The organism is Shewanella sp. SG44-2, from assembly GCF_014164215.1.
GTDB classification, from domain to species: domain Bacteria; phylum Pseudomonadota; class Gammaproteobacteria; order Enterobacterales; family Shewanellaceae; genus Shewanella; species Shewanella frigidimarina.
The window spans coordinates 25,095-48,032 of sequence record NZ_JACJEU010000007.1; the positions used below are offsets into that span (position 1 = coordinate 25,095).

Below are 22,938 nucleotides of genomic sequence, written 5' to 3' on the forward strand. Positions count from 1 at the left end.
CCCTATGAATAGCATATTAATTAATCATAAAGCTAAGGCCGACATTAATATCAGTTGTTTTGGCGAAGTATTGTGGGATTGTTTCCCTGATGGTAAGCGTGTTGGCGGGGCACCTTTAAATGTGTGTGTCAGACTTAATGCCCTAGGCATTAAAGGTTCAATGATAAGTGCCGTTGGCGATGATCCACTAGGACATGAGCTGGTTAGCTTTATAGATGAACGTGGCGTTAATCGCGACTGTATCGCTATCGATCCCGTTAAAAGCACCAGCACAGTTCAAGTCACTTTAGACAAAAATGGATCTGCGTCTTATGACATTGTCGCCGATACTTCCTGGGATAATATCGCATTAACAGAAGATATTATTGAGCAAGTTAATCGTGCTGACGTGTTGGTTTTTGGTAGCTTAATTGGCCGCAATGATGTGTCTCTTAATACCTTAACAGCTTTAGTTGAGTTGGCATCGTTTTCGGTGTTTGACGTTAACTTACGTGCGCCGCATTATCAGATTGATAGCGTGATTAATTTGATGAAAAAAGCTGATTTCATTAAATTAAATGACGATGAATTGTATGAAATAGCCAAAGCGATGGGGTCGCCATTTCATTCATTAGAACAAAACTTGGATTATATTGCTGAGCAAACCCAAACCAAATACCTGTGTGTCACCAAAGGCAGTCATGGTGCACTACTGAGTGTTGCAGGGCAGAAGTATTATAATTCAGGTTATTTAGTCAATGTAGTTGATACCGTCGGCGCCGGAGATTCATTTTTAGGTTCGTTACTGTATCAATTATGCAGTGATAGTAATCCGCAGTATGCGATTGATTTTGCTTGTGCTGTGGGTGCTATGGTTGCTGAGTCTCATGGCGCTACGCCAGTGCTCACGTTAAATGAAATACAAGCGTTTATGCACCCGGTATAAATTGATTGGTGTTTTTGTTTTGTTTTATTTTTTGTGAAGTGTGAAGTTTGGGTTATTTCCCCTTTATCTAACCCGTTAGCGCTTGGTTGTTATAACCAAGCGCTTTTTTTATGAAAATAAACAGGACAATAAATGTTATTGCTCGCGACTTAACTCCATAATGCCTGCGGTTTTTGAACCAAATAATTGCTGATGTAAGCGACTGGCAAATTCATCGGTCATTCCAGAAATATAATCAGCAATCACCCGCATTGGATTATTATTGTCATTACGCTCTGCTAACCATCGGTCCCGAGTATTAAGCGGTAACAGACGTTCAGGATCCGAGGCAAACGCTTCAAACAATTCCATCACAATCTGTTGGCCTTTGTATTCCAACATCTGGATTTCAGGTTTACGAATAACATACTTGAATACTAATTGTTTCAGTACATGTAATGCTGCTGCAAAGTCTGGCTCTAATTCTGCATTATATTTTAATAAGTCTTCGTCAAATTGTGGGTTGGTACTAATACCAATCGCGGTGACGAAACCGTTGACTAAGGTACCGATAGCATCTTTGCGTAAATGATGTTCATGAGAGAATAGCTTGTCACCAATTTTAGCGATTTCTGATATCAGCCATTCATCTTTGATTTCAGTTAATTGCTCAACCACATCGCGCTGCCACTGATGTTGGTTAACAATCCCCATGACAATAGCATCTTCGAGATCATGTACGGCATAAGCAATGTCATCGGCTAATTCCATAATCGAGCAATCAAATGATTTATAGCGCGTTTTTAAATGGGGATAATCTACATGTGTATGGCTTTGTTCACTGCTGATAAACAACTGCCTATCTGATTCTGATAATGCCGCTAACACCCAATCAATAATGGGCATATCATCATCAAACAATCCTTTTACAGGTGGCCATTCTGAGGGTTTTAATTGGCGATGGTTGGCAATGTCGGGCCTAAGCTGATCGATATACAATTGCGAATAAGTTGCTGGGTATTTCATTACCCCAAGCAAAGTACGCCGAGTAAGGTTCATCCCCCATGAAGGGGTATAGGGTTCTAAACGAGTTAAAATTCGAAAAGTTTGCCCGTTGCCTTCAAAGCCACCGTGATGGCGCATCATGTAATTTAATGCGACTTCACCTCCGTGGCCAAAAGGTGGATGACCGATGTCGTGAGCCAAACAAATTGATTCAATGAGGCTCATTGAATTGAGTAAATACCTAAGGTCCGGATATTTTCGACGCAGCTGAGCAGTTATGCCGGTACCAATTTGTGATACTTCTAATGAATGCGTTAGCCGTGTACGATAAAAGTCATTCATGCCAACACCAAGCACTTGCGTTTTGGCTTGAAGCCGACGAAATGCTGCTGAATGTAGAATACGTGCGCGGTCACGCTGATATGGGCTGCGATGATCATTACGGCGCTGTTTATCTTCACCGAGTAAACGTTGCTGCCAACGACTGTTCTGTTCTGTATTACTGGACTCGATGGTGTTATCAGGCATAAAATTCCTTTACAACATTTGATTAATTTCGTCTAAATTCAAGGTGAAACTTGGAATAAAACAATCACGGAAATAACCTACAGCAGGGTTAGGGTTGTCGTCTAACATTTGTTCTAAACGTTTACGGGCACTATTAAATTCACTGTTACCGGCTTTTTGTTCTTCTAAACACTTTAAATATGCGCAGAGAGTATCAGCAGCTTTCACAATGGCTTTGTATTGTGGATCCGCTGCTTCACTGATAAATAGGCTGCGGTAATCGTCTTTAAACTCATCAGGCACCATTTCTAACATTCTCTGTTCAGCAATGGCTTCAATCTTTTTATATTCGGCTTCAATTTCTTTATTAAAGTATTTTACTGGTGTAGGTAAATCGCCGGTTAAAATTTCGCTAGCATCATGATAGATGGCAATGGTTGCTGCTTCATTAGCGTCTAAGTTGGTAGCGAATTTTTTATTACTGATAATCACTAAAGCGTGAGCGACCATCGCCACTTGTAGTGAATGCTCTTGAACGTTTTCGCGGCGTACATTATGCATTAACGGCCAACGTTGGATCAGTTTCATCCGAGATAAATGGGCAAATAAATGACTCATGAGACTCCTTACTGCGCTCAATAGTTTGTCTCAGCTTACATGAGCTTTTCAATAAAAAAAAGCGACTGTTCAGTCGCTTAGTATTTTATTAGTGAGATATCTCGTTAAGATGTTATTGACGATAGTCTTCTAAAAACTCACCAAACTCAGTGAGCGCTTTAGCCAAGTCTTCTTTATGGGGTAAAAAAACCACTCTAAGGTGATCTGGCTCAGGCCAGTTAAAGGCAGTTCCTTGTACTAACAGAATTTTTTTGGTTTTTAACAAATCAAGCACCAAACGTTCATCATCACGTAAATTAAACTTTTTCATGTCTAATTTCGGGAATGCGTATAAGGCTCCTTTAGGTTTTTTACAGCTTACCCCAGGAATTTGATTAAGCAATTCGTACACCGCATCGCGTTGTATGGTTAAGCGGCCGTTAGGTAATATCAGCTCATTAATTGACTGATAACCGCCTAATGCCGTTTGAATGGCATGTTGATTGGGTACATTGGCACACAGACGCATAGACGCCAGCATCTCTAAGCCTTCAATGTAACTTTTGGCAGCTTTTAAATTACCCGACAACATCATCCAACCAACACGGAAACCTGCGGCGCGATAGGCTTTAGATAAACCATTAAAGGTAATGGTTAAAATGTCGTCAGATAAACCAGCAGCAGGAATATGTTTGGCTTCGTCGTATAAAATTTTATCGTAAATTTCATCAGCGAATAATATTAAATCGTGTTGACGACATAGCTCAACAACCTCTAACAACAATTCTTTACTGTAAACAGCGCCAGTTGGATTGTTTGGGTTGATTATCACAATCGCACGTGTGCGGCTGCTTATTTTACTTTTAATATCGTCTAAGTCTGGAAACCAATCGGCTTCTTCATCACAACGATAATGGACTGCTTTACCGCCAGCAAGGTTTGCTGCAGCTGTCCATAACGGATAATCAGGTGATGGGATGAGCACTTCGTCATCGGTGTTAAGCAGCCCTTGCATGGCCATTACGATTAATTCAGAGACACCATTGCCGATATAGATATCTTCAATATCAACACCAAAAATACCTTGAGCTTGGTAATGCTGCACAATGGCTTTACGCGCAGAGAATAAGCCTTTTGACTCGCAGTAACCTTGGGCGCTGGGTAAGTTTAAAATAACGTCTCGAACGATTTCTTCTGGGGCTTCAAATCCAAAGGGGGCAGGGTTGCCGATATTAAGCTTTAAAATACGATGACCTTCGTCTTCTAAACGACGGGCCTCTTTATGTACAGGTCCGCGGATGTCATAACAAACGGAATCAAGCTTATTGGATTTGATAATGGGTCGCATACTACTACTCTCGATAACTAAATACGGCTTAAGTTAGCGAACCATAACGAATTTATCGGCATTGTGAAAGAGGCAAACAAGCAAAATGAATAATAATATTAGTGTTAAATGCTGATTTTATAGGTAATTCAGTCTTTGCTTTAGTGTTTTATGCTGTTTATTGGTTGTTCTTCAGTGTGAAATCGGTGTTTTATAACAAAAAAGCCAGCACTAAGTGCTGGCTTTTACTGAGTTGACTTGTGTTATTACTATTTTACTAATAACTCAAGTTAACGGGCGATTAAACGCGCTTCTTGAACTCGCCTGTACGAGTATCAATTTCAATCTTGTCACCCACTTTAACAAAATCAGCGACGGTAACAGTACCACCACCGGTAATGGTAGCTGGCTTCATTACTTTGCCTGAAGTGTCACCACGAGCAGAAGGCTCGGTGTAGATAACTTCACGAACAATGTGCACTGGTAATTCAACAGAAATAGCCTTGCCTTCATAGAAGGTCACTTGGCAAACGTCTTCCATACCATCAATGATATAGTCAGCAGCATCACCTAAGTTGTCAGCTTCTACATCATACTGGTTGTATTCTTCATCCATGAATACATACATAGGGTCAGCGAAGTATGAGTAAGTACAATCAAGACGTTCTAAAATAATATCGTCTAATTTGTCTTCACCTTTGAAGGTTTGTTCAGTACCAGAATCTAGCAATACGTTCTTTAATTTTAACTTAACGATTGCAGCGTTACGGCCAGAACGAGTTGTTTCAGTCTTCTGAACAACCCATGGGCTGCCATCTAACATGATCACGTTACCAGGACGGATTTCATGAGCAGTTTTCATTTCACTATTTCCTATATATTTAGACTTTTTTTATTTATAGAGCAGTATCTTAGCTATTGTTAACGAATTGAACTAGTCGACTCGCAAGATCTGCTTCATTTAACGCGTTAATTGGCCATTCAATAGCATGTTGCATTAAAGACAAATTAACAGAATGTAATTGTTGCCAGTGCATTACTACTGCATTTGTATTCCCCTGATTGAAGGCCAAATTCACCTCAGACCAAGTAGTAGCAATTTCTGGAGCAAGATTATCGCAGTAAATTTGCATAAAAGCTTGTAATTTTACCAAGTGATAATCATCTTCTTGAGGATAAATGTGCCATATGAAGGGTTTTGCAGCCCATTGAGCACGTAAAAACGAATCTTCACCCCGCACAATATTAAAATCACAGCTCCATAGCAAGCGATCGAAACCATTTTGATCGGTCATGGGTAATATATGTAGGGTTAAGTTACCTATTGTAAATTGTTGACCGGGTATCAAATCTTTAATGTCACAGGGCAATATGCTAGTTAAGCTATGTAAACTTCGTCCTTTAGGGATTAGAGCATGAATTGGGGTTAGAGATGCTTGCCATAATTCACACAACGCAGCTAAGGCTGGTGTTTCATAACTAAAGACACTGATAACCGTGTCTTCGGCATTTATCCCTTGTAAACCCAGCTTTTTGAACAACGCTAATTTATGTGTAGAGTCAGCTTGCCATTCGTCTCGTTGATTAAATAATTCACGCTCACAGATAAGCCCGCCAGTCTTAGTGGTAAAACCTGGGAAGTAGAACCACTTTTTAACTCCACTAGGTTGTGAAGAGGGCAACCCATGGCAACCCTCTACCCAATCTTCAGCACTGAGGTATTCAAGGTTTAACCAAGTAGGCGCTTGAGAAAGAGGGTGTTGATGCAATTGATTTATTATGGATTTTATTTGTGATGGTAATTCACAGGCAAATGCTTCAATAACGACGCTACCAGCAGTAAACTCTATATCTAATGGGTTATTCCATTGAAATATATTCACTCCATTGAATGTTTGTTTCGATTTTTGTGGATCTAGCATAGGTAAAATATGTGAAAAACTCAGCAAGTCATCGACCCATAAATTAATGGGGATGTCATATTCTGCTACCAATTGCTTAGCCAAACGCCAGGTGACACCTATGTCGCCATAGTTATCGACAACAGTACAAAAGATATCCCAATGATGATGTAATGGGTTGGAATTATTGACTGACATATTAATCGTTACTTAACCGTTAACCTAAACTATAGGCATAAAAAAGCGGCAATGAAGCCGCTTTGATTCACAAATCTAATTTGTTGATGTGGGTTAGTCTTCTAACTCAGCTAAACACATTTCTTCATAAATTTGCTTAACCCAGCCGTCAACACGTTCTTCGGTTAGCTCTGGCTGACGATCTTCGTCAATCCCTAAACCGACAAAGTGCTTGTCGTCTGCCATGCCTTTAGAGGCTTCAAAGTTGTAGCTTTCAGATGGCCAATGGCCAATGATAATACCGCCTCGAGCTTCAACAATGTCACGTACCATGCCCATCGCATCAAGGAAATATTCAGCATAATCTTCTTGGTCACCACAACCAAAAATAGCGACTAACTTATCGGTAAAGTCGATTTGCTCAAGCTCTGGGAAAAAGTCGTCCCAATCACACTGTGCTTCGCCGTAATACCATGTTGGAATACCAAACATAAGCAAATCGTATTCAGCAATTTGCTCCTTGGTGCTCTTCGCGATGTCTTTAACATCAAGCATGCTTTTACCCAGTTTTTTCTGGATCATTTTGGCTACAGCTTCGGTGTTGCCAGTGTCGCTACCGAAAAAAAGACCTACAGTTGCCATTGTCTATCCTTTAAATATCTAGTTCGCGTTGTGCGATGTTCTAAAAAGTCTCAGTTGTCGAGTTGCTGTTGCAGAATAAATTCGATTAACTGGCTACGGCTGATGTTACTGTTCAAAGCTTGTTGGTTCAAGGCATCATACAAATCTTGTGACACCTTTAGCTCTATTCGCTTTAAACCGTTAGCGCGATCACGCTGAATTTGGTTACGCTTATTGATCTTTAATTGCTGCTCCCGAGAAAGAGGGTTACTTCTCGGACGCCCACGGCGAGTTTCTGCGGCAAAAAGGTCAATAGTCGTTCTATCTGTTGTTTCTTTTGCCATTGTACTCTTTAACCGATCCCAGAGCCTTCCCAGGTCATCTGAATAATACCTTTTGCAATAAACCCGGCGCAGCCGAGGAATAACACTGCCCAAACAATATATCGACCAAATTTAGGGACTTCACCTTGTTTAAGCACATCATGGATAGCCATGCCGATAAAAAAGAATATCGATGCAAAAAACAAGTTTAAGCCTACAACTTCAATTTGTTCCATGTATTGGTTTAACATACTTCTACCTTCGCTATTGAGTGTCTGGCGAAAAGAGGGCGCGAATATATCACATCACGATACAATCGGCTATGTTCAAAAGGGTAAATATTAAAAATTTACCCTTGGTTTTGTTCAATAAACTCAGACACGATGCGATTAAATATCTCAGGTTTTTGTGCGTGTAACCAATGGCCTGTACCGTTCAATGTTTTTGCACTGGCTTGTGGAAATTGGCGCATGATTTCATCTCGATGCTCAGCAGTGACATAATTGGACTCACCGCCACGGATAAATAGTGCGGGTTTATCAAAATGATCGTTACCGGTTAAAGGCAAATCCCAACCGATAATACGGTCGTAAGATTCGATTAGCCCAGTTAAATTCATTTTCCACTCAAAGCCGCTGTCGGTGCGTTGCAAATTCTTTAGTAAGAACTGAGATGTCGGCTCATCAATACCGGCGTTGATCAAATGTGCTAGGGCAGACTTTCGAGTGGTATCGCTGTTTAATACTAAACTGGTTAGGCCTGCAAACACGGTTTGATGTCTTGGGCTATACGCTACCGGTGCGATATCTGCAATCACTAAGCTTTTAATACGTTCGGGGTGTAAAAGTGCCATTGCCATCGCAATTTTCCCGCCCATTGAATGACCGACTACATGGACTTGTTTGATGTGTAAATCATCGAGTACATCAATCATGGCATCAGCAAGTTGGGGGTAATCCATGTTGTCCCAATGCTCGCTTAATCCATGATTAGGCACATCAACCCGTATGACTTGATGTTGCTGCTGAAGAACACTGCCGAGATTTTTTAGATTATCAAGATTACCAAAAAGCCCATGAATAAGTAGGACAGCTTCACCTTGACCAGAAGATACATAATGCATAACGCAACAAACTCATTGGAACAATTAATGCTGAAGATTTTGCTGCAATGCGTCAGTCAAATCAAGTTTTGCAGACTCTCGCCGCCATAGTTGCTGGTATTTTAAACTGCTTTTAATAAAAACTTGGTAATATCGTCCATTAAATGATTTTGCCACTTTATTAGTAGGTTAAGCATGGCTTACACTGAAGCAATATTTTTTTGATCGCATTAATGCTAATTCGATCTGCGATCCCGACTTACCTGATGCCAATTTTATTTTTGGCTACAGTAATGACAAAGACTAATAGAAAAAGGATGACTCTGATGAAATACATTGAAATTGACGAAGAACTTTATCGCTTTATTGCCAGTAAAACTGAACGCATCGGCGAAAGCGCTTCCGATATTTTGCGTCGTTTATTGAACTTGTCAGTAGAAAATGTCGATGTAAGCTTACCGACAGACATTAGTCACCCAAGTTTAGAATCGCAATCGCCAGTGAATCGTCATCCCGTTTTTGATCAAGCCAAAGCGGCTGTAGAAAAAGTCATCGCTGATCAAAATAGCGCAAATGAGCATTATCCTGTAGATGAAGACATTGCATCGTCAACCAGTATTGATTTTGATGCCATGGTTAGCCAGCACTTATTGAGCCAACAGAAAGGTGCCGTCGGGCGTTTTATGTATTTATTATCCAGTCTTGAATCCACTGCTGGCAGTGATTTTGACAAAGTGCTTAATGTGCAAGGCAAAGGACGTTTGTATTTTGCCCGTTCTAAACAGGCTTTATTAAATTCAAGTAAATCTTCTAATCCAAAAGAAATCGCGTCAAGTGGATTTTGGGTCACCACCAATAACAATACCGCCAAAAAACAAACCATCTTAACTGAGGTATTGGAACATTTAGGTTGTGACAGTGAAAGAGCGAAGAGCATCGCCGAACACATTTAACTTTTGAGTTTTGTCGAAAATTCCATTTTCATTTTACTAACTAGGAGACCATTCGTGGCCATTCATCAACGCGCAGGACAGCAAGCTTTACAAACGGATTTAGTGAATATTCCTAAATTGATGAGTCATTATTATCGCATTATTCCCAATGTGGAAGACGTGCAACAAAAAGTGACATTTGGTACATCGGGTCATCGAGGCAGTGCGTTTTTATCCAGTTTCAATCAAAATCACATTTGGGCCATTACCCAAGCTGTAGTCGATTATCGCCATTCAGCCAATATTAGCGGGCCAATGATTGTGGGGTTTGACACCCATGCTTTGTCTTATGCAGCATTTATGTCTGTGGTCGAAGTATTAACGGCTAACCAAGTTAAAATGTTAATTCAACAGCATGATGGTTTTACTCCAACACCAGTAGTGTCTCAAGCGATTGTTCGTGCAAATTCCTCAGCACCTGCTGCGTTAATCGATGGGTTAATTATTACTCCTTCGCACAATCCTCCACAAGATGGTGGCATTAAGTACAATCCACCTCATGGTGGCCCAGCTGAAGGTGAAATTACTAAACTCATCGAAACCAAAGCCAATGAATATTTAGCCAATCAGCTTTCAGGGGTTAAAAAAGTCAATTATGGCGTCGCCGTTAAGTCGGGTTGGATTGATGAAGTCGATTTTATTGCACCTTATGTTGAATCTCTTGCTGAAGTCATTGATATGGATGCCATTAAAAAAGCCAATATTCGTATAGGTGTCGATCCTCTGGGTGGTTCGGGTATTTACTACTGGGAGAAAATTGCCGCTAAATATGGTGTAGATATTACCTTAGTCAATGACAAAGTTGATCCCACATTTGGTTTTATGCCATTAGATAAAGACGGAAAAATTCGAATGGATTGCTCGTCTCCTTATGCCATGGCAGGTTTGTTAGCGTACAGCGAAGATTATGATTTGTGCGTCGGTAATGACCCGGATTATGACCGTCACGGTATTGTTTGCCCAGGCTTTGGGCTGATGAACCCTAATCATTATTTGGCGGTAGCGATAGATTATTTAATGACTCATCGTCCGCAATGGTCTGAGTCACTGGCTGTGGGTAAAACCTTAGTATCGAGTGCAATGATTGATCGTGTGTGTAACGCCTTAGGTCGACAATGCTTAGAAGTGCCTGTGGGCTTTAAATGGTTTGTTGCTGGTTTAGCAAATAGCACGATTGCTTTTGGTGGCGAAGAAAGTGCTGGTGCAGCGTTTTTAAAACGTGACGGCAGTACCTGGTGTACTGATAAAGACGGCTTTATTTTAGCATTACTAGCGGCTGAGATTTTAGCCGTAACAGGCAAAACACCTGCACAACGCTATAAAGAGTTAACCGATCAATTTGGCGAAAGTTTTTACACTCGTATCGATAGCCCAATTAGTCTTAAGAAAAAAGCTAAGTTTGAACAGTTAAATCGTGACAGCTTTACCGACACAGAATTAGCGGGTGAGGCGATTACAGCAATATTAAGTCATGCACCAGGTAATAATGCTGCGATAGGTGGTATTAAAGTGACCACTGAGAATGGCTGGTTTGCTGCGCGTCCATCGGGTACTGAAGCCTTATTTAAAATCTATGCTGAAAGCTTTATTAGTCAGCAACATTTGGATGAGATTATTGCTCAAGCGCAGACAATGATTGATGGAGCTCTAAAAGGCTAATGAACTTTTGCTCTATCTAAAAGCACTGATCTTTCAGTGCTTTTTTGTGGTCTATTTTTTACTAACGACTCTGTGATAAGTTAATTTTTATTGAAATCACTTTTACAACAAAAGCACTCTGTAATATTGTTGTTCAAAATTTCTTTATTATTGTTTCAAGGAAGAATTGAATGAAAAAATACCTTTCACTTATCACGCTATCACTTTTTATTACGGCGGGTTGCCAAACCCAGCCTGAGATCGCTACATTGCCTGAAGCTACTTTTAATCATGATATCGTTATTATTAATTCTGCTCAGTTGAATCAATATTGGTCACCACAAACATTAAAACCTGTGATGTTAAATAAAAGACCTGATTGGCTACCTAAAGGTGCTGGTAAAGGTGAATATTATCAAACGATTGATTCAAATGGTAATGAAGTCAGCAAAACGTTAATTAGCTCTACACCAGAAGGTTGGATGACGCAGGCATTGTTGAATAAAATGCCTAAACAGCAGTTTAAGCCTACCGCGCAAAATGACAAGCGGCTTCCGGTTAAAGTGAAATTAGAATTTGAAGTGAAGCGGATGAATTAAACATATTTTTGTCGTGTTGAATCATTAAAACAGGTGCAGAAAATTTATTCTACACCTGTTTTTTATATTGGCAGTAAGGTTTACTTAAGATCAAACCTGTCTGCATTCATTACTTTAGTCCACGCTTTAACAAAGTCTTTTACAAATTTCTCCTTTGCGTCGTCTTGCGCATAAATCTCTGCATACGAACGTAAAATAGAGTTTGAACCAAAGACTAAATCGACTCGGGTAGCAGTCCATTTCACTTTATCGGTGCTGCGGTCCACGATGTGATAAAGGTTTTTACCTGCAGGTTTCCAGTTATACGACATATCAGTTAAGTTGACAAAAAAGTCATTTGATAACACACCTACATTGTCGGTAAATACGCCATGTTTGCTGTTGTCGTAGTTGGCACCTAATACTCGCATACCACCCACCAATACCGTCATTTCATGCGCGGTTAGTCCCATTAATTGAGTACGGTCGAGCATCATTTCTTCTGGCTGAACAACATAGTCTTTCTTTTGCCAGTTTCTAAATGCATCGTGTAGAGGCTCTAATACGTCAAAAGATTCAACATCTGTTTGTGCTAGGGTTGAGTCACCGCGACCAGCGGCAAAAGGCACCTTAACGTGAACACCAGCCGCATGAGCTGCTTTTTCTACTGCAGCAGTGCCGCCGAGTACAATTAAGTCTGCAATACTGACAGATTTAGTTAAGCCTGCTTGAATAGTCGCTAACACGGCTAATACTTTTTGTAATCTTGCCGGCTCATTGCCTTGCCAGTCTTTCTGTGGCGCTAAGCGAATACGGGCACCGTTTGCTCCGCCACGAAAATCTGAGCCACGGAAAGTGCGGGCGCTGTCCCAAGCGGTAGCAACAAGTTCAGCAATACTTAATCCACTGGCCAAGATTTTAGCCCTAATATCGGTAACTTCTTGCTCAGTTAAGCTGTAATCAACTTGTGGAATAGGGTCCTGCCAAATTAACTCTTCAGCGGGAACATCAGTTCCAAGATAGCGACTTTTAGGGCCTAAATCACGATGGGTTAATTTAAACCAAGCTCGGGCAAATACCTCGGAGAAGTAAGCTGGATCTTGATAAAAGCGATCTGAAATTTTTCGATATTCAGGGTCCATTTTCATCGCCATATCAGCGTCTGTCATAATAGGACTTAGGCGAATCGAAGGGTCTTCAACATCAACAGGCTTATGTTCTTCTTTAATATTGATAGGCTGCCATTGCCAAGCACCTGCAGGACTCTTTTTAAGTTCCCAATCGTAATTAAGCAATAACTCAAAGTAACCATTGTCCCACTGTGTTGGATGGGTTGTCCAAGCGCCTTCAATACCACTTGTTACAGTATCGCGGCCAATACCGCGGCTTGTTTTGTTTAACCAACCTAAACCTTGGTCTTCAAGCTCTGCGCCTTCTGGAGCGGCTTCGAGGTTTTCTGCTCGACCATTACCGTGACATTTACCGACAGTGTGTCCACCAGCAGTAAGGGCGACAGTTTCTTCGTCATTCATTGCCATGCGTTCAAAGGTGACACGAATGTCTTGTGCAGTTTTTAACGGATCCGGTTGACCATCCACACCTTCAGGGTTGACATAAATTAACCCCATCATCACAGCAGCTAATGGATTTTCAAGGTCGCGTTGTCCAGAGTAACGACTATTTTCAGCGTCGCTTGCTGCCAGCCATTGCTTTTCTGAACCCCAGTAAATATCTCTTTCTGGATGCCAAATATCAGCACGGCCGCCAGCAAAACCAAAGGTTTTTAAGCCCATTGATTCATAAGCGATGGTACCGGCGAGTATGATTAAATCTGCCCAAGATAACTTATTGCCATATTTCTTTTTAATTGGCCACAGTAATCTACGTGCTTTGTCTAAATTGGCGTTATCTGGCCAGCTGTTGAGGGGCGCAAAGCGTTGATTACCGGTTCCAGCACCGCCGCGTCCATCTGCCATACGATAAGTTCCAGCAGAGTGCCAAGCCATACGGATCATCAGACCGCCATAATGGCCCCAGTCGGCTGGCCACCAATCTTTACTATCAGTCATTAACGCGCGAAGATCTTGTTTTACCGCAGACAGGTCGAGGCTTTTAAAAGCTTCACGATAATCGAAATTTGGATCCATTGGATTGGTTTTATTGTCATGCTGGTGAAGAATATCGAGATTAAGAGCATTAGGCCACCATTCCATTACGTCGCTTGCGACTGTGGTATTGCCACCGTGAGCTACTGGGCACTTGCCTTGGGTATGTTGTGCTTTGTCCATGATAGGTTCCTTTATCACTAAAAATAGCATAAATTTTATGCATCACTGGATTGAGTTAACAGGCTAACTGACTGTGACTATGAATGAAAGCGACTTTTACTGGTCCAGCTAATCGGTTTTATTGATGAGTAAGATTAGTCACTTTAGCATTAAGGTTCGTTCAATAATCGAACAGTTGTTGATAGAGATTAGGCCAAAAGTTTAGTATTAGACATGATCCAAGTCATTAAAAGCTATTTTGATTGGCTACGGCGCTTACTGATTGTTGTTCTTGGATATAATTGGCAAAAGATGAAATGGGTATTGGTTTACTGTAGTAGTAACCTTGGGCAAGATCACAACCAAGTGATGCCAATAATGTTGCCGTTGCACTTCGTTCCACACCTTCTGCTACAACGTTACATTTCAAGTGCTTTGACAGAAATATTACCGATTTAACTATCGCCAAGTCAGCATCGCTATGATGAATACTGTTGATAAATGAGCCGTCAATTTTAATTTGGGTAACAGGAAGGTCTCGCAATAGTTCTAGTGAAGAAAACCCCGTGCCAAAATCATCAATACTGAATGTACCACCTGCGGCAGTAATCTGTGCCATGGCATCTTTAGCTTGCTCTACGTTGGTCATCATTGCGCTTTCGGTTATCTCAAACATTATCTTCTGCGATGAATGATTAGCCTTAACAAGAGAAATACTTTTATTGACCAAATTGGGGTCTTGTAAATCTTTAGCTGATAAATTTAGGTGGATACAGAGAGATAGCCCTAAGGATTCAAAATGTTCAACATCCTTTGCAACTTGTTGCATAACCCAGTCGGTTATTTGGTTTATTAGGGTGGTTTGTTCCGCGATATGAATAAACACACTTGGCGGGGTGTAACTGCCATCTGGCCGAGGCCAGCGAATAAGCGCTTCAACACCATAAAGACGGTTGTTGCGTAAATTAATGATAGGTTGATACCAGAGTTCAAATTCTTGTTGTTCAATGGCACGTTTTAATGAAGCACTGATATTCATTTTTTCGGCAGCATTGTTTTCAAGAGTCAGGTCATAAATAGTGTATAAGGTGGCTAACTTCTTACTTGAGTACATTGCAATATCTGCTTGTTGTAATAGCAGACCTATTTCATTTGCAAGAATAGGAAAGTGGCTTAAGCCAATGCTTGCACCAACAAGTAAATCGTAGTTTTCAATACAAAATGCTGATTCAAGTGCTAAATGGATTGTGTTAATGGTGTGTTGAAGGGGGTCTAATTCTACTTGGGTGACAATGACGGCAAACTCGTCTCCGCCTAGTCTAAATAACTGTGCATCATCGGGTAAATGTTCAGAGATGTTTTTACCGACTTCGATAAGCAATAAATCACCATAGTAATGGCCTAATGCATCGTTGACTTGCTTAAATCTGTTCAAATCAATCAGCAGTAGACTAAATGGCAGCCCAGCATTGACATGCTGGCTTAATGAATCCATTAAGTATTTTCTGTTAGGTAGGCCTGTTAAGCTATCGTGCAGCGCATTACTACGTTCATTAATGACCAATTTTTCGACTTTTACTAAACTCAATAAACTCAGTCGAGTTACCAAAACGACAAATCCTCCTCCACAGAACATAATGATGCAAAAAATGATATCAGATACAGCTAAATTTGATTGTTTACTCAGATAATAAAAAACGCCTAAATAGCCCAACACGAAAAAGAAGATCAACCCTCTCAATACTCGCCAGCCAGTATTATTGTCCTTAATACAAATTTTATTTACTGCTCTTAAACTAAAGACCAGCATGCCGAGTCCTAAAATAAGCATAGATAAAGCCAATATCTGCAACAATCGCTATTTCCTGTGGTTAGTAAGGGTGAACATTAAAAACGGACGAGCAGTCATTAATGATGGTATTAATTTAAATGTTAACGTGTGTGGTTAAGTCCGTGTGGGTAGCCTAGAGTCATTAACGGTAGCGCATTTAAATTTGATTACACTAAATTAACTTTGAGTGAATAAAATGCCAATAAAAAAAATGGCTAACCTCATTTAGGTTAGCCATTTAACAATAGTGTATTAACGAACTTTTTGCATAATGAAAGTAAAAAATGGAATCAATTGTTTAACCACTGATAAGTTATCATTTTTCACCTAATGCCTAATACTCAATCCCAGCGTAACTAACCAAGGCATGGTATCTTAGTTATCGTAAAAAGTTGCTCTATATTCATTAGCCGCGGTAACCAAATAATTTTTGTTCCATGATGGCTTTACTGACAGCTTCGGGGACGGCGCCAACCCATTCTCCTTGACCGCGACAAATTTGCTGTAAAATCTCTCGAGAAAAAATATTAAACAAATCAAGATTGCTTGATTCAATACTGGTGATAAAGCCGTTATCGAGCACGTGGCGGAATAAAAAACGCAAATTATTAGGCACACTGACCGTGTTTAAGTCATTTAGCTCACCCTTTTCATCTCGTTCTGGGTAGACGAATAAACGCGTATTATCAGGAAATAACTTACCAAAAGCTTCGAGAATTCCGCCTTCCATCCCACGATAATATTCTTCATCAAAAATTTGTTTAATGTTAACAATACCCACCACAATGCCGATTTGCAATTGGGTGTACTGACGGAAATAAGCACGTAATGAGAAATAGCGGGTGTAATCAGAAATCATCACGTTATAGCCTAATAAATTAAGCAATTTAACCCGTTCCATAATGTCCTTTTCGGTCATATTGGCATCTTTACCGTGTAAGTCATTCAGTGATATTTCTGCGATTAATACGGTATTTTTATCAGTTACCCCTTCTAATGTCGAAAAGGCTTTGTAGCCTTGCTGGATCATATCAACATTAAGGTTGGTAACAGGTTTAAATGAACCTCGAATGGTTAACACGTTCTTTTTGTACAGCATATCGGCAGGTACCGCGACAGTGCCATCGGCTTTGAACATAATCGCGCGAGTTTTCCAGCTGCGAATAAGATGAATATTCTTTGCTTGATTGTCGACATCTTCAAAGTAGGGACCCTGAAAGTCAATACAGTCAATTTCAATTCGATTGGCTTTCATGTTATCGGTTAACGAATCGATAATCATTTTTGGATCTTCAAAATAATAGTAGCTGGCGTAAATAAGGTTTACACCTAAAATACCTAGCGCTTGCTGCTGAGCTTCAGCGGTATCGTCAAACATGCGCACATGGACAATAATATTAGAAGGCTCTGCACCAGGGTACATTTGAATCCGCACACCACACCACGCATGGCATTCATTTTTACGATTAAAACTTTTAGCCGATACGGTTGTTGCGTAACTGAAATAACGTGATGATTTTGAACGAACGCCGCCGACACGATCGACAACAAGGTCAAACTCCTGCTCCATCATTGCTAATACGCGGGCTTTACTGACATAGCGTCCATCTTCTTGCACGCCGTAAATCGCGTCAGAAAACTTCATATCGTAGGCTGACATGGTTTTAGCTATTGTTCCCGCAGCGGCGCCAGCCACAAAAAAGTTACGTGCGACTTCTTGTCCGGCACCAATTTCGACAATGGTGCCGTACTTTTTTTCGTCTAGATTTAAACGAAGGGCTTTTTCTTTGGTGCCACGCGAACTCACTTGCTTATCCATATTATCTCCACACGATAAAATATTCATATCTTAAGGTTACGGCTAACAATGTTATAGCAAGTTGAAATATGCGCTAGTGCTGAAAGGAAAATTGTGTCGATATAATGATGATTTTACGTTATTTGTTACTTTATTGATGTTTAAAGTATCATTTTTACTCAGGTCACCGATGCTGGTGGCCATAATCGTTATTTTTAGATTATGCAGAAGATAGCAGCCACCGTTTTAGCAAAATATGGCTGCTATGGATATGCTATCTCTAGTACATGTTATCTTGGGACATCCATCATGGTTTGCAAAAACACCGCCGAAAAAGGCGCTTTTTGTTGTTTTTTAATCTGCGGACTTAACCCATTTTCGAATAAAACAAATAAATAATCATGACCATTACTGACATTAACTCGTCCCGCTAAGTTTGCAATGCCCAGCATACTGCCAGTTTTAGCAAACACGTGGTTTTTCAACGGAGATTTATTGAAATAGCGTTTATAGCGCAAAGTACCACTTACACCAGATTGTGGTAACAACTCGAGTAAGAAGCGGTATTCAGGTTGTTGGTATAGGGTAGTAAGTACACTTAATACGTGTTCAGGCGTGAGTAAATTATAACGCGACAAACCAGAGCCATCAGCGATGTTTGCATTTGATAAATCGATGCCAATTGAATACAGAATGGTTTTCAATGCTTGGCCACTCCGGGCAAAGTCACTTGGTGCTTGATAATAAACCTCACCCAATTTTTTTAATAAACTGTCGGCAATTAAATTATCTGATTTGAGCAACATGGTTTCAAGTAACTGGGGCAAGGCTGCAGATTGGTGGCTGGCGATGACTTGTCTTTGAGCCATAAACTGCGCTTCTGTGTTCATTATACTTGCTGTAATGGGTTGCTGATGCACAATGCCTAAAGAAGCCAATTGTTTGGCTACGATCTGTTGCGCGTACAATTGTGGTTCGGTAATAGCTATTGCTAAAGGCAACGATTTAGCCCCGACATGACAGCCACTCAGATGATAGCGATTATTATCGAAACGACTTAGCGTTAATTGACACTGTGGTACTGATTCCGTGAGGTATGCAGGAAGCACAACCGCATCAGTTAATGTCTGAACAGCGGGTTTAGCGACAGGTCGGTTGACAATTGGGGTGACAAAATAAGCATCATTGCTGATTTCAATGGGCCGATTTCCCATCATGGTGATGTTGGCCACTTTATTGTAGCCCGTTGTTGCTAATCGACCATAGACACAATTTTTATCAATGATGAAAGGCGATATTGGCGCCGCGTAGCAGATCCCTAAATCATCCCATACCCAACCAGGCGCCTGCAGTTGGCTATCTTGCTCGCTGGTTAATACAATATTCCCCGTAAGCTCAGTAATACCTAACTGACTTAAAGAGGCAAGTAACTGTCGCAAATCTTGGTATTTTAAGGTCGGATCGCCACTAAATTCTATGTAAATATCGCCAGAATATATGCCATTTTCAATCAGACTTTTATCCAGAGGTTGCTGGGCTAATGTGGTTAAGCGAGTTTGGTAAGTAAAGTCTTTACCGAGTTGTTTAGTTGCAGCCAATGCGGTTAATAGTTTTTGAACACTTGCCGGCTGCATTAACGATTGATTGTTGTACTCAAAAACTGTTTTTTGAGTCGTCATGTCCCACACTGTGATGCCTAGCTGTGAATGTGCTGGTTTTAGTAGCTGCAGCATATTATCAAGATACAATGCTGTAGGTTGCTGGTGAATATTATCGCTATGGATTGTTTGTTGCTGGCTCAGTGCTACCTGGCTGGGGACTTCTGCTGCGAGCGATACATTGGGCAGGCTTGAGGTAATAAATGCTCCTAGCAGACATAAGGCTTGAGTGAACCGCAAAGATGGTTGTTCATGAAAGAAACGAGGCTGGGGGAGACAAAAAAGAATGGAATTCATAAAAGCCTATAACAAGAGTTCAGTAACGATAGGTTATGTTAGCTGATGATATCCTTGCCTGATACGCATTTGATGATTTTTGGTTATATTTCCTTATTTATGATTATGTAAATTGGTGTTTACTTCATTACCATTGGTGTTTTAGTTGGCTAGTTAGCAAGCAATCTTGCTTTATTGCGCGAATTAACAACAAAAAAGCGTACTAAAACCGCCGTTAAGTGAGAAAAATCTTGCTCATCACCTTGTTAGTCGGTAATTTCTATCAGCTTAACAGAACGCCAAGCTCGCTCACTCTGTCAGATTTAGATGCCTAAGAGCTGCAATAGTACAATTTTACAGCATGTTGTGGCGTGATATAAGTTGATTAGAGCGGATAGACTGACCAGGATAAACCATCTAACAATGATATTTATCATTGCAAAGGTTATCTCGTTAACACTATCGATATTGCGTTAAAAGAAACATCATCAATTGAGGTTGAAGTTACTTATTCCCTCAATTTATCAGTAAACATGGCATGTGTTACTTGCTAAACAGTTGAACAGCGTACTTACAATTACAATATATCGCTGTGATGTTTTTTAAATTTGATCCCATTACTGATTATCGTAATGGCCACCCATTTTAAGGAGGATGCCTTGCTGGATAAGCTAGGTGGTATTGCCCTAAATGCAGATGCTGTGTCTTGGTTGCTTAAGCCAAAAGATTTTAAGCAAGCCTTACTTACTAAAATTGCATCGGCAACATCTTCAATTTACATCGCAGCATTATATGTTGAAGATGATGAAGCTGGCCGTGAGGTATTACAGGCGTTATTAGACGCAAAAAAACAAAACCCACAATTAGATATCAAAGTGTTAGTTGATTATCATCGTGCACGCCGCGGCCTAATAGGTCAAAAGGGTGACAGTGGTAACTATATTTTATATCGTCAATTAATGGATCAAGCATCGCACCCGTTTGATATTGTCGGTGTACCGGTAAAGTCTCGCGAATTTATGGGTGTACTGCATCTTAAAGGTTTTATCATTGACGACACTGTTATTTACAGTGGTGCGAGTATTAACAACATTTATTTACACGAGCAAGAAAAATACCGTTTCGATAGATACCATGTTATCGATTGTCCTGAACTAGCACGCAGTATGCGTGACATGATAAAGCAGGATATTGTTAGCGATCCTGCCGTGAGTGTTTTAAGTCAAGCGGCAGACAATGAAGATAACCCTGAAAAGAACGATGTAAAAAGTTTTAAACATCGTCTATCACAGGCGCGTTATCAGTATACCTCTACAACAGTGGGTAATCGTGTTACGCCATTGATGGGTTTAGGTAGAAAAAACAACGAATTAAATGACACTATTGTTAAGTTGGTTGATTCGTCGACTAAAGAGTTGTTTATTTGTACGCCTTATTTCAACCCGCCGACAATTTTAACTCGTGCATTAGCAAGACATCTGCGTGATGGCAAAAAAATTGATATTGTTGTCGGTGATAAAACGGCGAATGACTTCTACATTCCGCCGGATCAAGATTTTTCAACGATTGGTGCGTTGCCGTACATGTACGAGCAATCACTGCGTAAATTTGCCAAAAATCAGCAATGGGCTATTGAGAACGGACAACTGAATATTCATCTATGGAAAGATGGTATTAACAGTTTTCATTTGAAGGGCATCAGCGCCGATAATAGAAAACATCTGATAACAGGTTCGAACCTAAACCCACGAGCGTGGGCATTGGATTTAGAAAATGGCTTATTATTGCATGATGAGTCAGGATGCTGGAAAGAGTCGTTTATCCAGGAGCAGCAATATATCTTGCTACACACTGAGCGATTATTCCATTACAGCCAAATTGATACTTTGCAGAAATACCCTAAACCGGTGAAAAAAATCATGAATCGAATTCGCCGTTTAAAAGCAGACTTTTTATTACGCCGTATTCTATAATTTCCTCCTAATGCATTTATCAGTTCATCACCAATATTGGTGATGAACTTTTTTCATCTCAGAGTTGCCAAATGTCAGAACTGCCGAGTAAACCCACTAAAGCGCCAATTCATGCAGTTCACCGTTTGCATGAATATCGAAAATCCTTGTCGACGAAGCCTTTTGGCGCGCGAGGAAAGAAGCTTGTTAGATGCAATTTGTGCCTCTTGGGTGAATTATTTTGCACCTGCAAACATCGTCAATACTTAAACACCAATACCAGTTTTATGTTGATTATGTATAACGATGAAGTGTTGAAACCAACCAATAGTGGTAGGTTAATTGCCGACTTAATTCCTGACACTCATGCGTTTTTATGGACTCGAACCGAGACAGACACTGCAATGTTGGCCTTATTATCTAATCCAACATATCAACCCTTTTTAGTGTTCCCACAACAATATATTGAGAACGATCAAGTCGTCGTTGAGCAAATAACGGCCACTTCATTAACCACTGAGCAGGGCATAACTAAAATACCTTTGTTGGTGATGCTTGATGGTAGTTGGCGTGAAGCCATTAAAATGTACCGTAAAAGCCCGTATTTACAGCAAATGCCAGTGCTTTCATTTGCACCAGAAACTTTAGCAACTTACGCTCTTCGTAAAGGCAGTCATGATTTTCAACTGGGCACGGCAGAAGTCGCGGCAATGGCATTAACCGCAGCTCAAGAGCCTCAAAATGGTTTAGCATTATCGACTTGGTTTGACTTATTCGTAGAATCTTCATTGCTTGGGCGTAACCGTCGAGCAAAAGAAACCTTAACGCCTATTGCTGAGTTTATTAATGCTTTTAAACAAGCATTAAAAGCCAGTCATGAGTGCGCTGAAAAATAGCTTAGTCGGCGCCAAACGGTTGCATATTTTGCTAAATTACGCGATGCTAACTGAACCCCAGTGGTGTTAGTTATTGCTATGAGGTTACAAGATTTACTTAGGTAACATTCTAATCAACAGGATTTTATTAAGGACCGTTTCGTACACATTATGGAAGAGTTGATAAACAGTGCTAGAGAGATAAATACTAAAAAATTAGTTGTTTTGTGTCGTCTTGAACCCGGTTGTTTAGGGCCCGATGGTGCTGAGCATATCAACACCTTTTGCCAAATAGCCGAGCGAGCATTAGTAAACTTAAATGCTGATGTGTGTCATTGGTTTCTTGCGCCTCGCTTAGACAAAAGCTTAGTAGAAATTCAATACAGTCTTGCAGGTAAAGTGTTGTCTCGTGACAAAGCGGTTAAGTTTATTGGTTCTTTCGATCAAGATCTTGATGACATAGAAGAGCGTTTTGAAGATAAGTTGACCCAATTGATTAATCAATATATTGCCCGTAAACGGCAAACGTAGGTCATGTGTTTTACATTCCTTTCATAGCACTTTAGACCGTATGTTAACTATTCCCATAGTGCTAAGGCTTACCGTTTT

The 22,938-nt window shown here is 40.4% G+C and carries 20 protein-coding genes; 7 read left to right on the forward strand and 13 right to left on the reverse strand.

Annotated features, from left to right (window positions below):
* Positions 1-4 precede the first annotated feature (4 nt).
* Positions 5-925 carry a carbohydrate kinase gene (locus H5181_RS07290; RefSeq protein WP_182750640.1) on the forward strand — a complete coding sequence of 307 codons (921 nt, stop codon included), beginning with the start codon at positions 5-7 and terminating at the stop codon, positions 923-925.
* Positions 926-1,060: 135 nt separating this feature from the next.
* Here H5181_RS07290 and H5181_RS07295 read toward each other — a convergent pair whose 3' ends face one another.
* From H5181_RS07295 to H5181_RS07335, 9 genes are all read right to left on the reverse strand, one after another.
* Positions 1,061-2,437: an anti-phage deoxyguanosine triphosphatase gene (locus H5181_RS07295; protein ID WP_182750641.1), complete on the reverse strand. Its 1,377-nt coding sequence runs from the start codon at positions 2,435-2,437 to the stop codon at positions 1,061-1,063.
* A gap of 9 nt (positions 2,438-2,446) precedes the next feature.
* A complete protein-coding gene (gene yfbR, locus H5181_RS07300) occupies positions 2,447-3,034 on the reverse strand; it encodes a 5'-deoxynucleotidase (RefSeq protein WP_102037600.1) in 588 nt (195 codons plus the stop codon).
* Positions 3,035-3,146: 112 nt separating this feature from the next.
* Complete coding sequence (locus H5181_RS07305) at positions 3,147-4,361, reverse strand: pyridoxal phosphate-dependent aminotransferase (RefSeq protein WP_011637368.1); 1,215 nt, start codon at positions 4,359-4,361, stop codon at positions 3,147-3,149.
* Between the two features lie 280 nt (positions 4,362-4,641).
* A complete protein-coding gene (gene efp, locus H5181_RS07310; protein ID WP_011637369.1) occupies positions 4,642-5,202 on the reverse strand; it encodes an elongation factor P in 561 nt (186 codons plus the stop codon).
* A 49-nt stretch (positions 5,203-5,251) separates the two neighbouring features.
* Positions 5,252-6,439 carry an elongation factor P maturation arginine rhamnosyltransferase EarP gene (earP, locus tag H5181_RS07315; protein ID WP_011637370.1) on the reverse strand — a complete coding sequence of 396 codons (1,188 nt, stop codon included), beginning with the start codon at positions 6,437-6,439 and terminating at the stop codon, positions 5,252-5,254.
* 93 nt (positions 6,440-6,532) lie between these two features.
* Positions 6,533-7,060, reverse strand: coding sequence for a flavodoxin FldA (gene fldA / locus H5181_RS07320; protein ID WP_011637371.1), 528 nt, complete (start codon positions 7,058-7,060; stop codon positions 6,533-6,535).
* A 50-nt stretch (positions 7,061-7,110) separates the two neighbouring features.
* Positions 7,111-7,383 (reverse strand): LexA regulated protein, encoded by a 273-nt coding sequence (gene ybfE / locus H5181_RS07325; protein WP_011637372.1) that lies wholly within the window; start codon positions 7,381-7,383, stop codon positions 7,111-7,113.
* 8 nt (positions 7,384-7,391) lie between these two features.
* Positions 7,392-7,613, reverse strand: coding sequence for a DUF2788 domain-containing protein (locus H5181_RS07330; RefSeq protein WP_011637373.1), 222 nt, complete (start codon positions 7,611-7,613; stop codon positions 7,392-7,394).
* A 98-nt stretch (positions 7,614-7,711) separates the two neighbouring features.
* A complete protein-coding gene (locus H5181_RS07335; RefSeq protein WP_011637374.1) occupies positions 7,712-8,485 on the reverse strand; it encodes an alpha/beta fold hydrolase in 774 nt (257 codons plus the stop codon).
* A gap of 305 nt (positions 8,486-8,790) precedes the next feature.
* On the opposite strand from H5181_RS07335, the gene seqA reads away from it, so the two are divergent.
* From seqA to H5181_RS07350, 3 genes are all read left to right on the forward strand, one after another.
* Entirely contained in the window at positions 8,791-9,417 is a 627-nt protein-coding gene (seqA, locus tag H5181_RS07340) for a replication initiation negative regulator SeqA (RefSeq protein WP_011637375.1), read from the forward strand.
* 54 nt (positions 9,418-9,471) lie between these two features.
* On the forward strand, positions 9,472-11,115 hold the full coding sequence (gene pgm / locus H5181_RS07345; protein ID WP_011637376.1) for a phosphoglucomutase (alpha-D-glucose-1,6-bisphosphate-dependent): 1,644 nt from the start codon (positions 9,472-9,474) through the stop codon (positions 11,113-11,115).
* A gap of 170 nt (positions 11,116-11,285) precedes the next feature.
* Positions 11,286-11,693, forward strand: coding sequence for a hypothetical protein (locus H5181_RS07350; protein WP_011637377.1), 408 nt, complete (start codon positions 11,286-11,288; stop codon positions 11,691-11,693).
* A gap of 80 nt (positions 11,694-11,773) precedes the next feature.
* Here H5181_RS07350 and katG read toward each other — a convergent pair whose 3' ends face one another.
* The 4 genes from katG to dacB form a co-directional block, all read right to left on the reverse strand.
* A complete protein-coding gene (gene katG / locus H5181_RS07355; protein ID WP_182750642.1) occupies positions 11,774-13,960 on the reverse strand; it encodes a catalase/peroxidase HPI in 2,187 nt (728 codons plus the stop codon).
* Between the two features lie 226 nt (positions 13,961-14,186).
* Positions 14,187-15,548, reverse strand: coding sequence for a bifunctional diguanylate cyclase/phosphodiesterase (locus H5181_RS07360; protein WP_259396995.1), 1,362 nt, complete (start codon positions 15,546-15,548; stop codon positions 14,187-14,189).
* A gap of 628 nt (positions 15,549-16,176) precedes the next feature.
* Positions 16,177-17,589, reverse strand: a complete 1,413-nt coding sequence (locus H5181_RS07365) for a TonB-dependent receptor (protein WP_182750643.1) — start codon at positions 17,587-17,589, stop codon at positions 16,177-16,179.
* A 269-nt stretch (positions 17,590-17,858) separates the two neighbouring features.
* Positions 17,859-19,523 (reverse strand): D-alanyl-D-alanine carboxypeptidase/D-alanyl-D-alanine-endopeptidase, encoded by a 1,665-nt coding sequence (dacB, locus tag H5181_RS07370; protein ID WP_182750644.1) that lies wholly within the window; start codon positions 19,521-19,523, stop codon positions 17,859-17,861.
* A 611-nt stretch (positions 19,524-20,134) separates the two neighbouring features.
* On the opposite strand from dacB, the gene pssA reads away from it, so the two are divergent.
* The 3 genes from pssA (at position 20,135) to H5181_RS07385 (ending at position 22,860) form a co-directional block, all read left to right on the forward strand.
* Positions 20,135-21,475 carry a CDP-diacylglycerol--serine O-phosphatidyltransferase gene (gene pssA / locus H5181_RS07375; RefSeq protein WP_182750645.1) on the forward strand — a complete coding sequence of 447 codons (1,341 nt, stop codon included), beginning with the start codon at positions 20,135-20,137 and terminating at the stop codon, positions 21,473-21,475.
* A 71-nt stretch (positions 21,476-21,546) separates the two neighbouring features.
* Positions 21,547-22,350 (forward strand): tRNA-uridine aminocarboxypropyltransferase, encoded by an 804-nt coding sequence (locus tag H5181_RS07380; RefSeq protein WP_182750646.1) that lies wholly within the window; start codon positions 21,547-21,549, stop codon positions 22,348-22,350.
* A 150-nt stretch (positions 22,351-22,500) separates the two neighbouring features.
* A complete protein-coding gene (locus tag H5181_RS07385; protein WP_011637384.1) occupies positions 22,501-22,860 on the forward strand; it encodes a hypothetical protein in 360 nt (119 codons plus the stop codon).
* Positions 22,861-22,938 lie beyond the last annotated feature (78 nt).

Excerpts from the sequence above, each read along its gene's own strand:
- H5181_RS07365 (WP_182750643.1), bottom strand. The coding sequence starts at position 17,589 with ATGGATAAGCAAGTGAGTTCGCGTGGCACCAAAGAAAAAGCCCTTCGT.
- earP (WP_011637370.1), bottom strand. The coding sequence starts at position 6,439 with ATGTCAGTCAATAATTCCAACCCATTACATCATCATTGGGATATCTTT.
- H5181_RS07350 (WP_011637377.1), top strand. The coding sequence starts at position 11,286 with ATGAAAAAATACCTTTCACTTATCACGCTATCACTTTTTATTACGGCG.
- ybfE (WP_011637372.1), bottom strand. The coding sequence starts at position 7,383 with ATGGCAAAAGAAACAACAGATAGAACGACTATTGACCTTTTTGCCGCA.
- H5181_RS07330 (WP_011637373.1), bottom strand. The coding sequence starts at position 7,613 with ATGTTAAACCAATACATGGAACAAATTGAAGTTGTAGGCTTAAACTTG.
- pssA (WP_182750645.1), top strand. The coding sequence starts at position 20,135 with ATGGCCACCCATTTTAAGGAGGATGCCTTGCTGGATAAGCTAGGTGGT.
- H5181_RS07335 (WP_011637374.1), bottom strand. The coding sequence starts at position 8,485 with ATGCATTATGTATCTTCTGGTCAAGGTGAAGCTGTCCTACTTATTCAT.
- H5181_RS07385 (WP_011637384.1), top strand. The coding sequence starts at position 22,501 with ATGGAAGAGTTGATAAACAGTGCTAGAGAGATAAATACTAAAAAATTA.
- H5181_RS07380 (WP_182750646.1), top strand. The coding sequence starts at position 21,547 with ATGTCAGAACTGCCGAGTAAACCCACTAAAGCGCCAATTCATGCAGTT.
- H5181_RS07290 (WP_182750640.1), top strand. The coding sequence starts at position 5 with ATGAATAGCATATTAATTAATCATAAAGCTAAGGCCGACATTAATATC.
- seqA (WP_011637375.1), top strand. The coding sequence starts at position 8,791 with ATGAAATACATTGAAATTGACGAAGAACTTTATCGCTTTATTGCCAGT.
- fldA (WP_011637371.1), bottom strand. The coding sequence starts at position 7,060 with ATGGCAACTGTAGGTCTTTTTTTCGGTAGCGACACTGGCAACACCGAA.
- dacB (WP_182750644.1), bottom strand. The coding sequence starts at position 19,523 with ATGAATTCCATTCTTTTTTGTCTCCCCCAGCCTCGTTTCTTTCATGAA.
- efp (WP_011637369.1), bottom strand. The coding sequence starts at position 5,202 with ATGAAAACTGCTCATGAAATCCGTCCTGGTAACGTGATCATGTTAGAT.
- H5181_RS07295 (WP_182750641.1), bottom strand. The coding sequence starts at position 2,437 with ATGCCTGATAACACCATCGAGTCCAGTAATACAGAACAGAACAGTCGT.
- katG (WP_182750642.1), bottom strand. The coding sequence starts at position 13,960 with ATGGACAAAGCACAACATACCCAAGGCAAGTGCCCAGTAGCTCACGGT.
- H5181_RS07305 (WP_011637368.1), bottom strand. The coding sequence starts at position 4,361 with ATGCGACCCATTATCAAATCCAATAAGCTTGATTCCGTTTGTTATGAC.
- yfbR (WP_102037600.1), bottom strand. The coding sequence starts at position 3,034 with ATGAGTCATTTATTTGCCCATTTATCTCGGATGAAACTGATCCAACGT.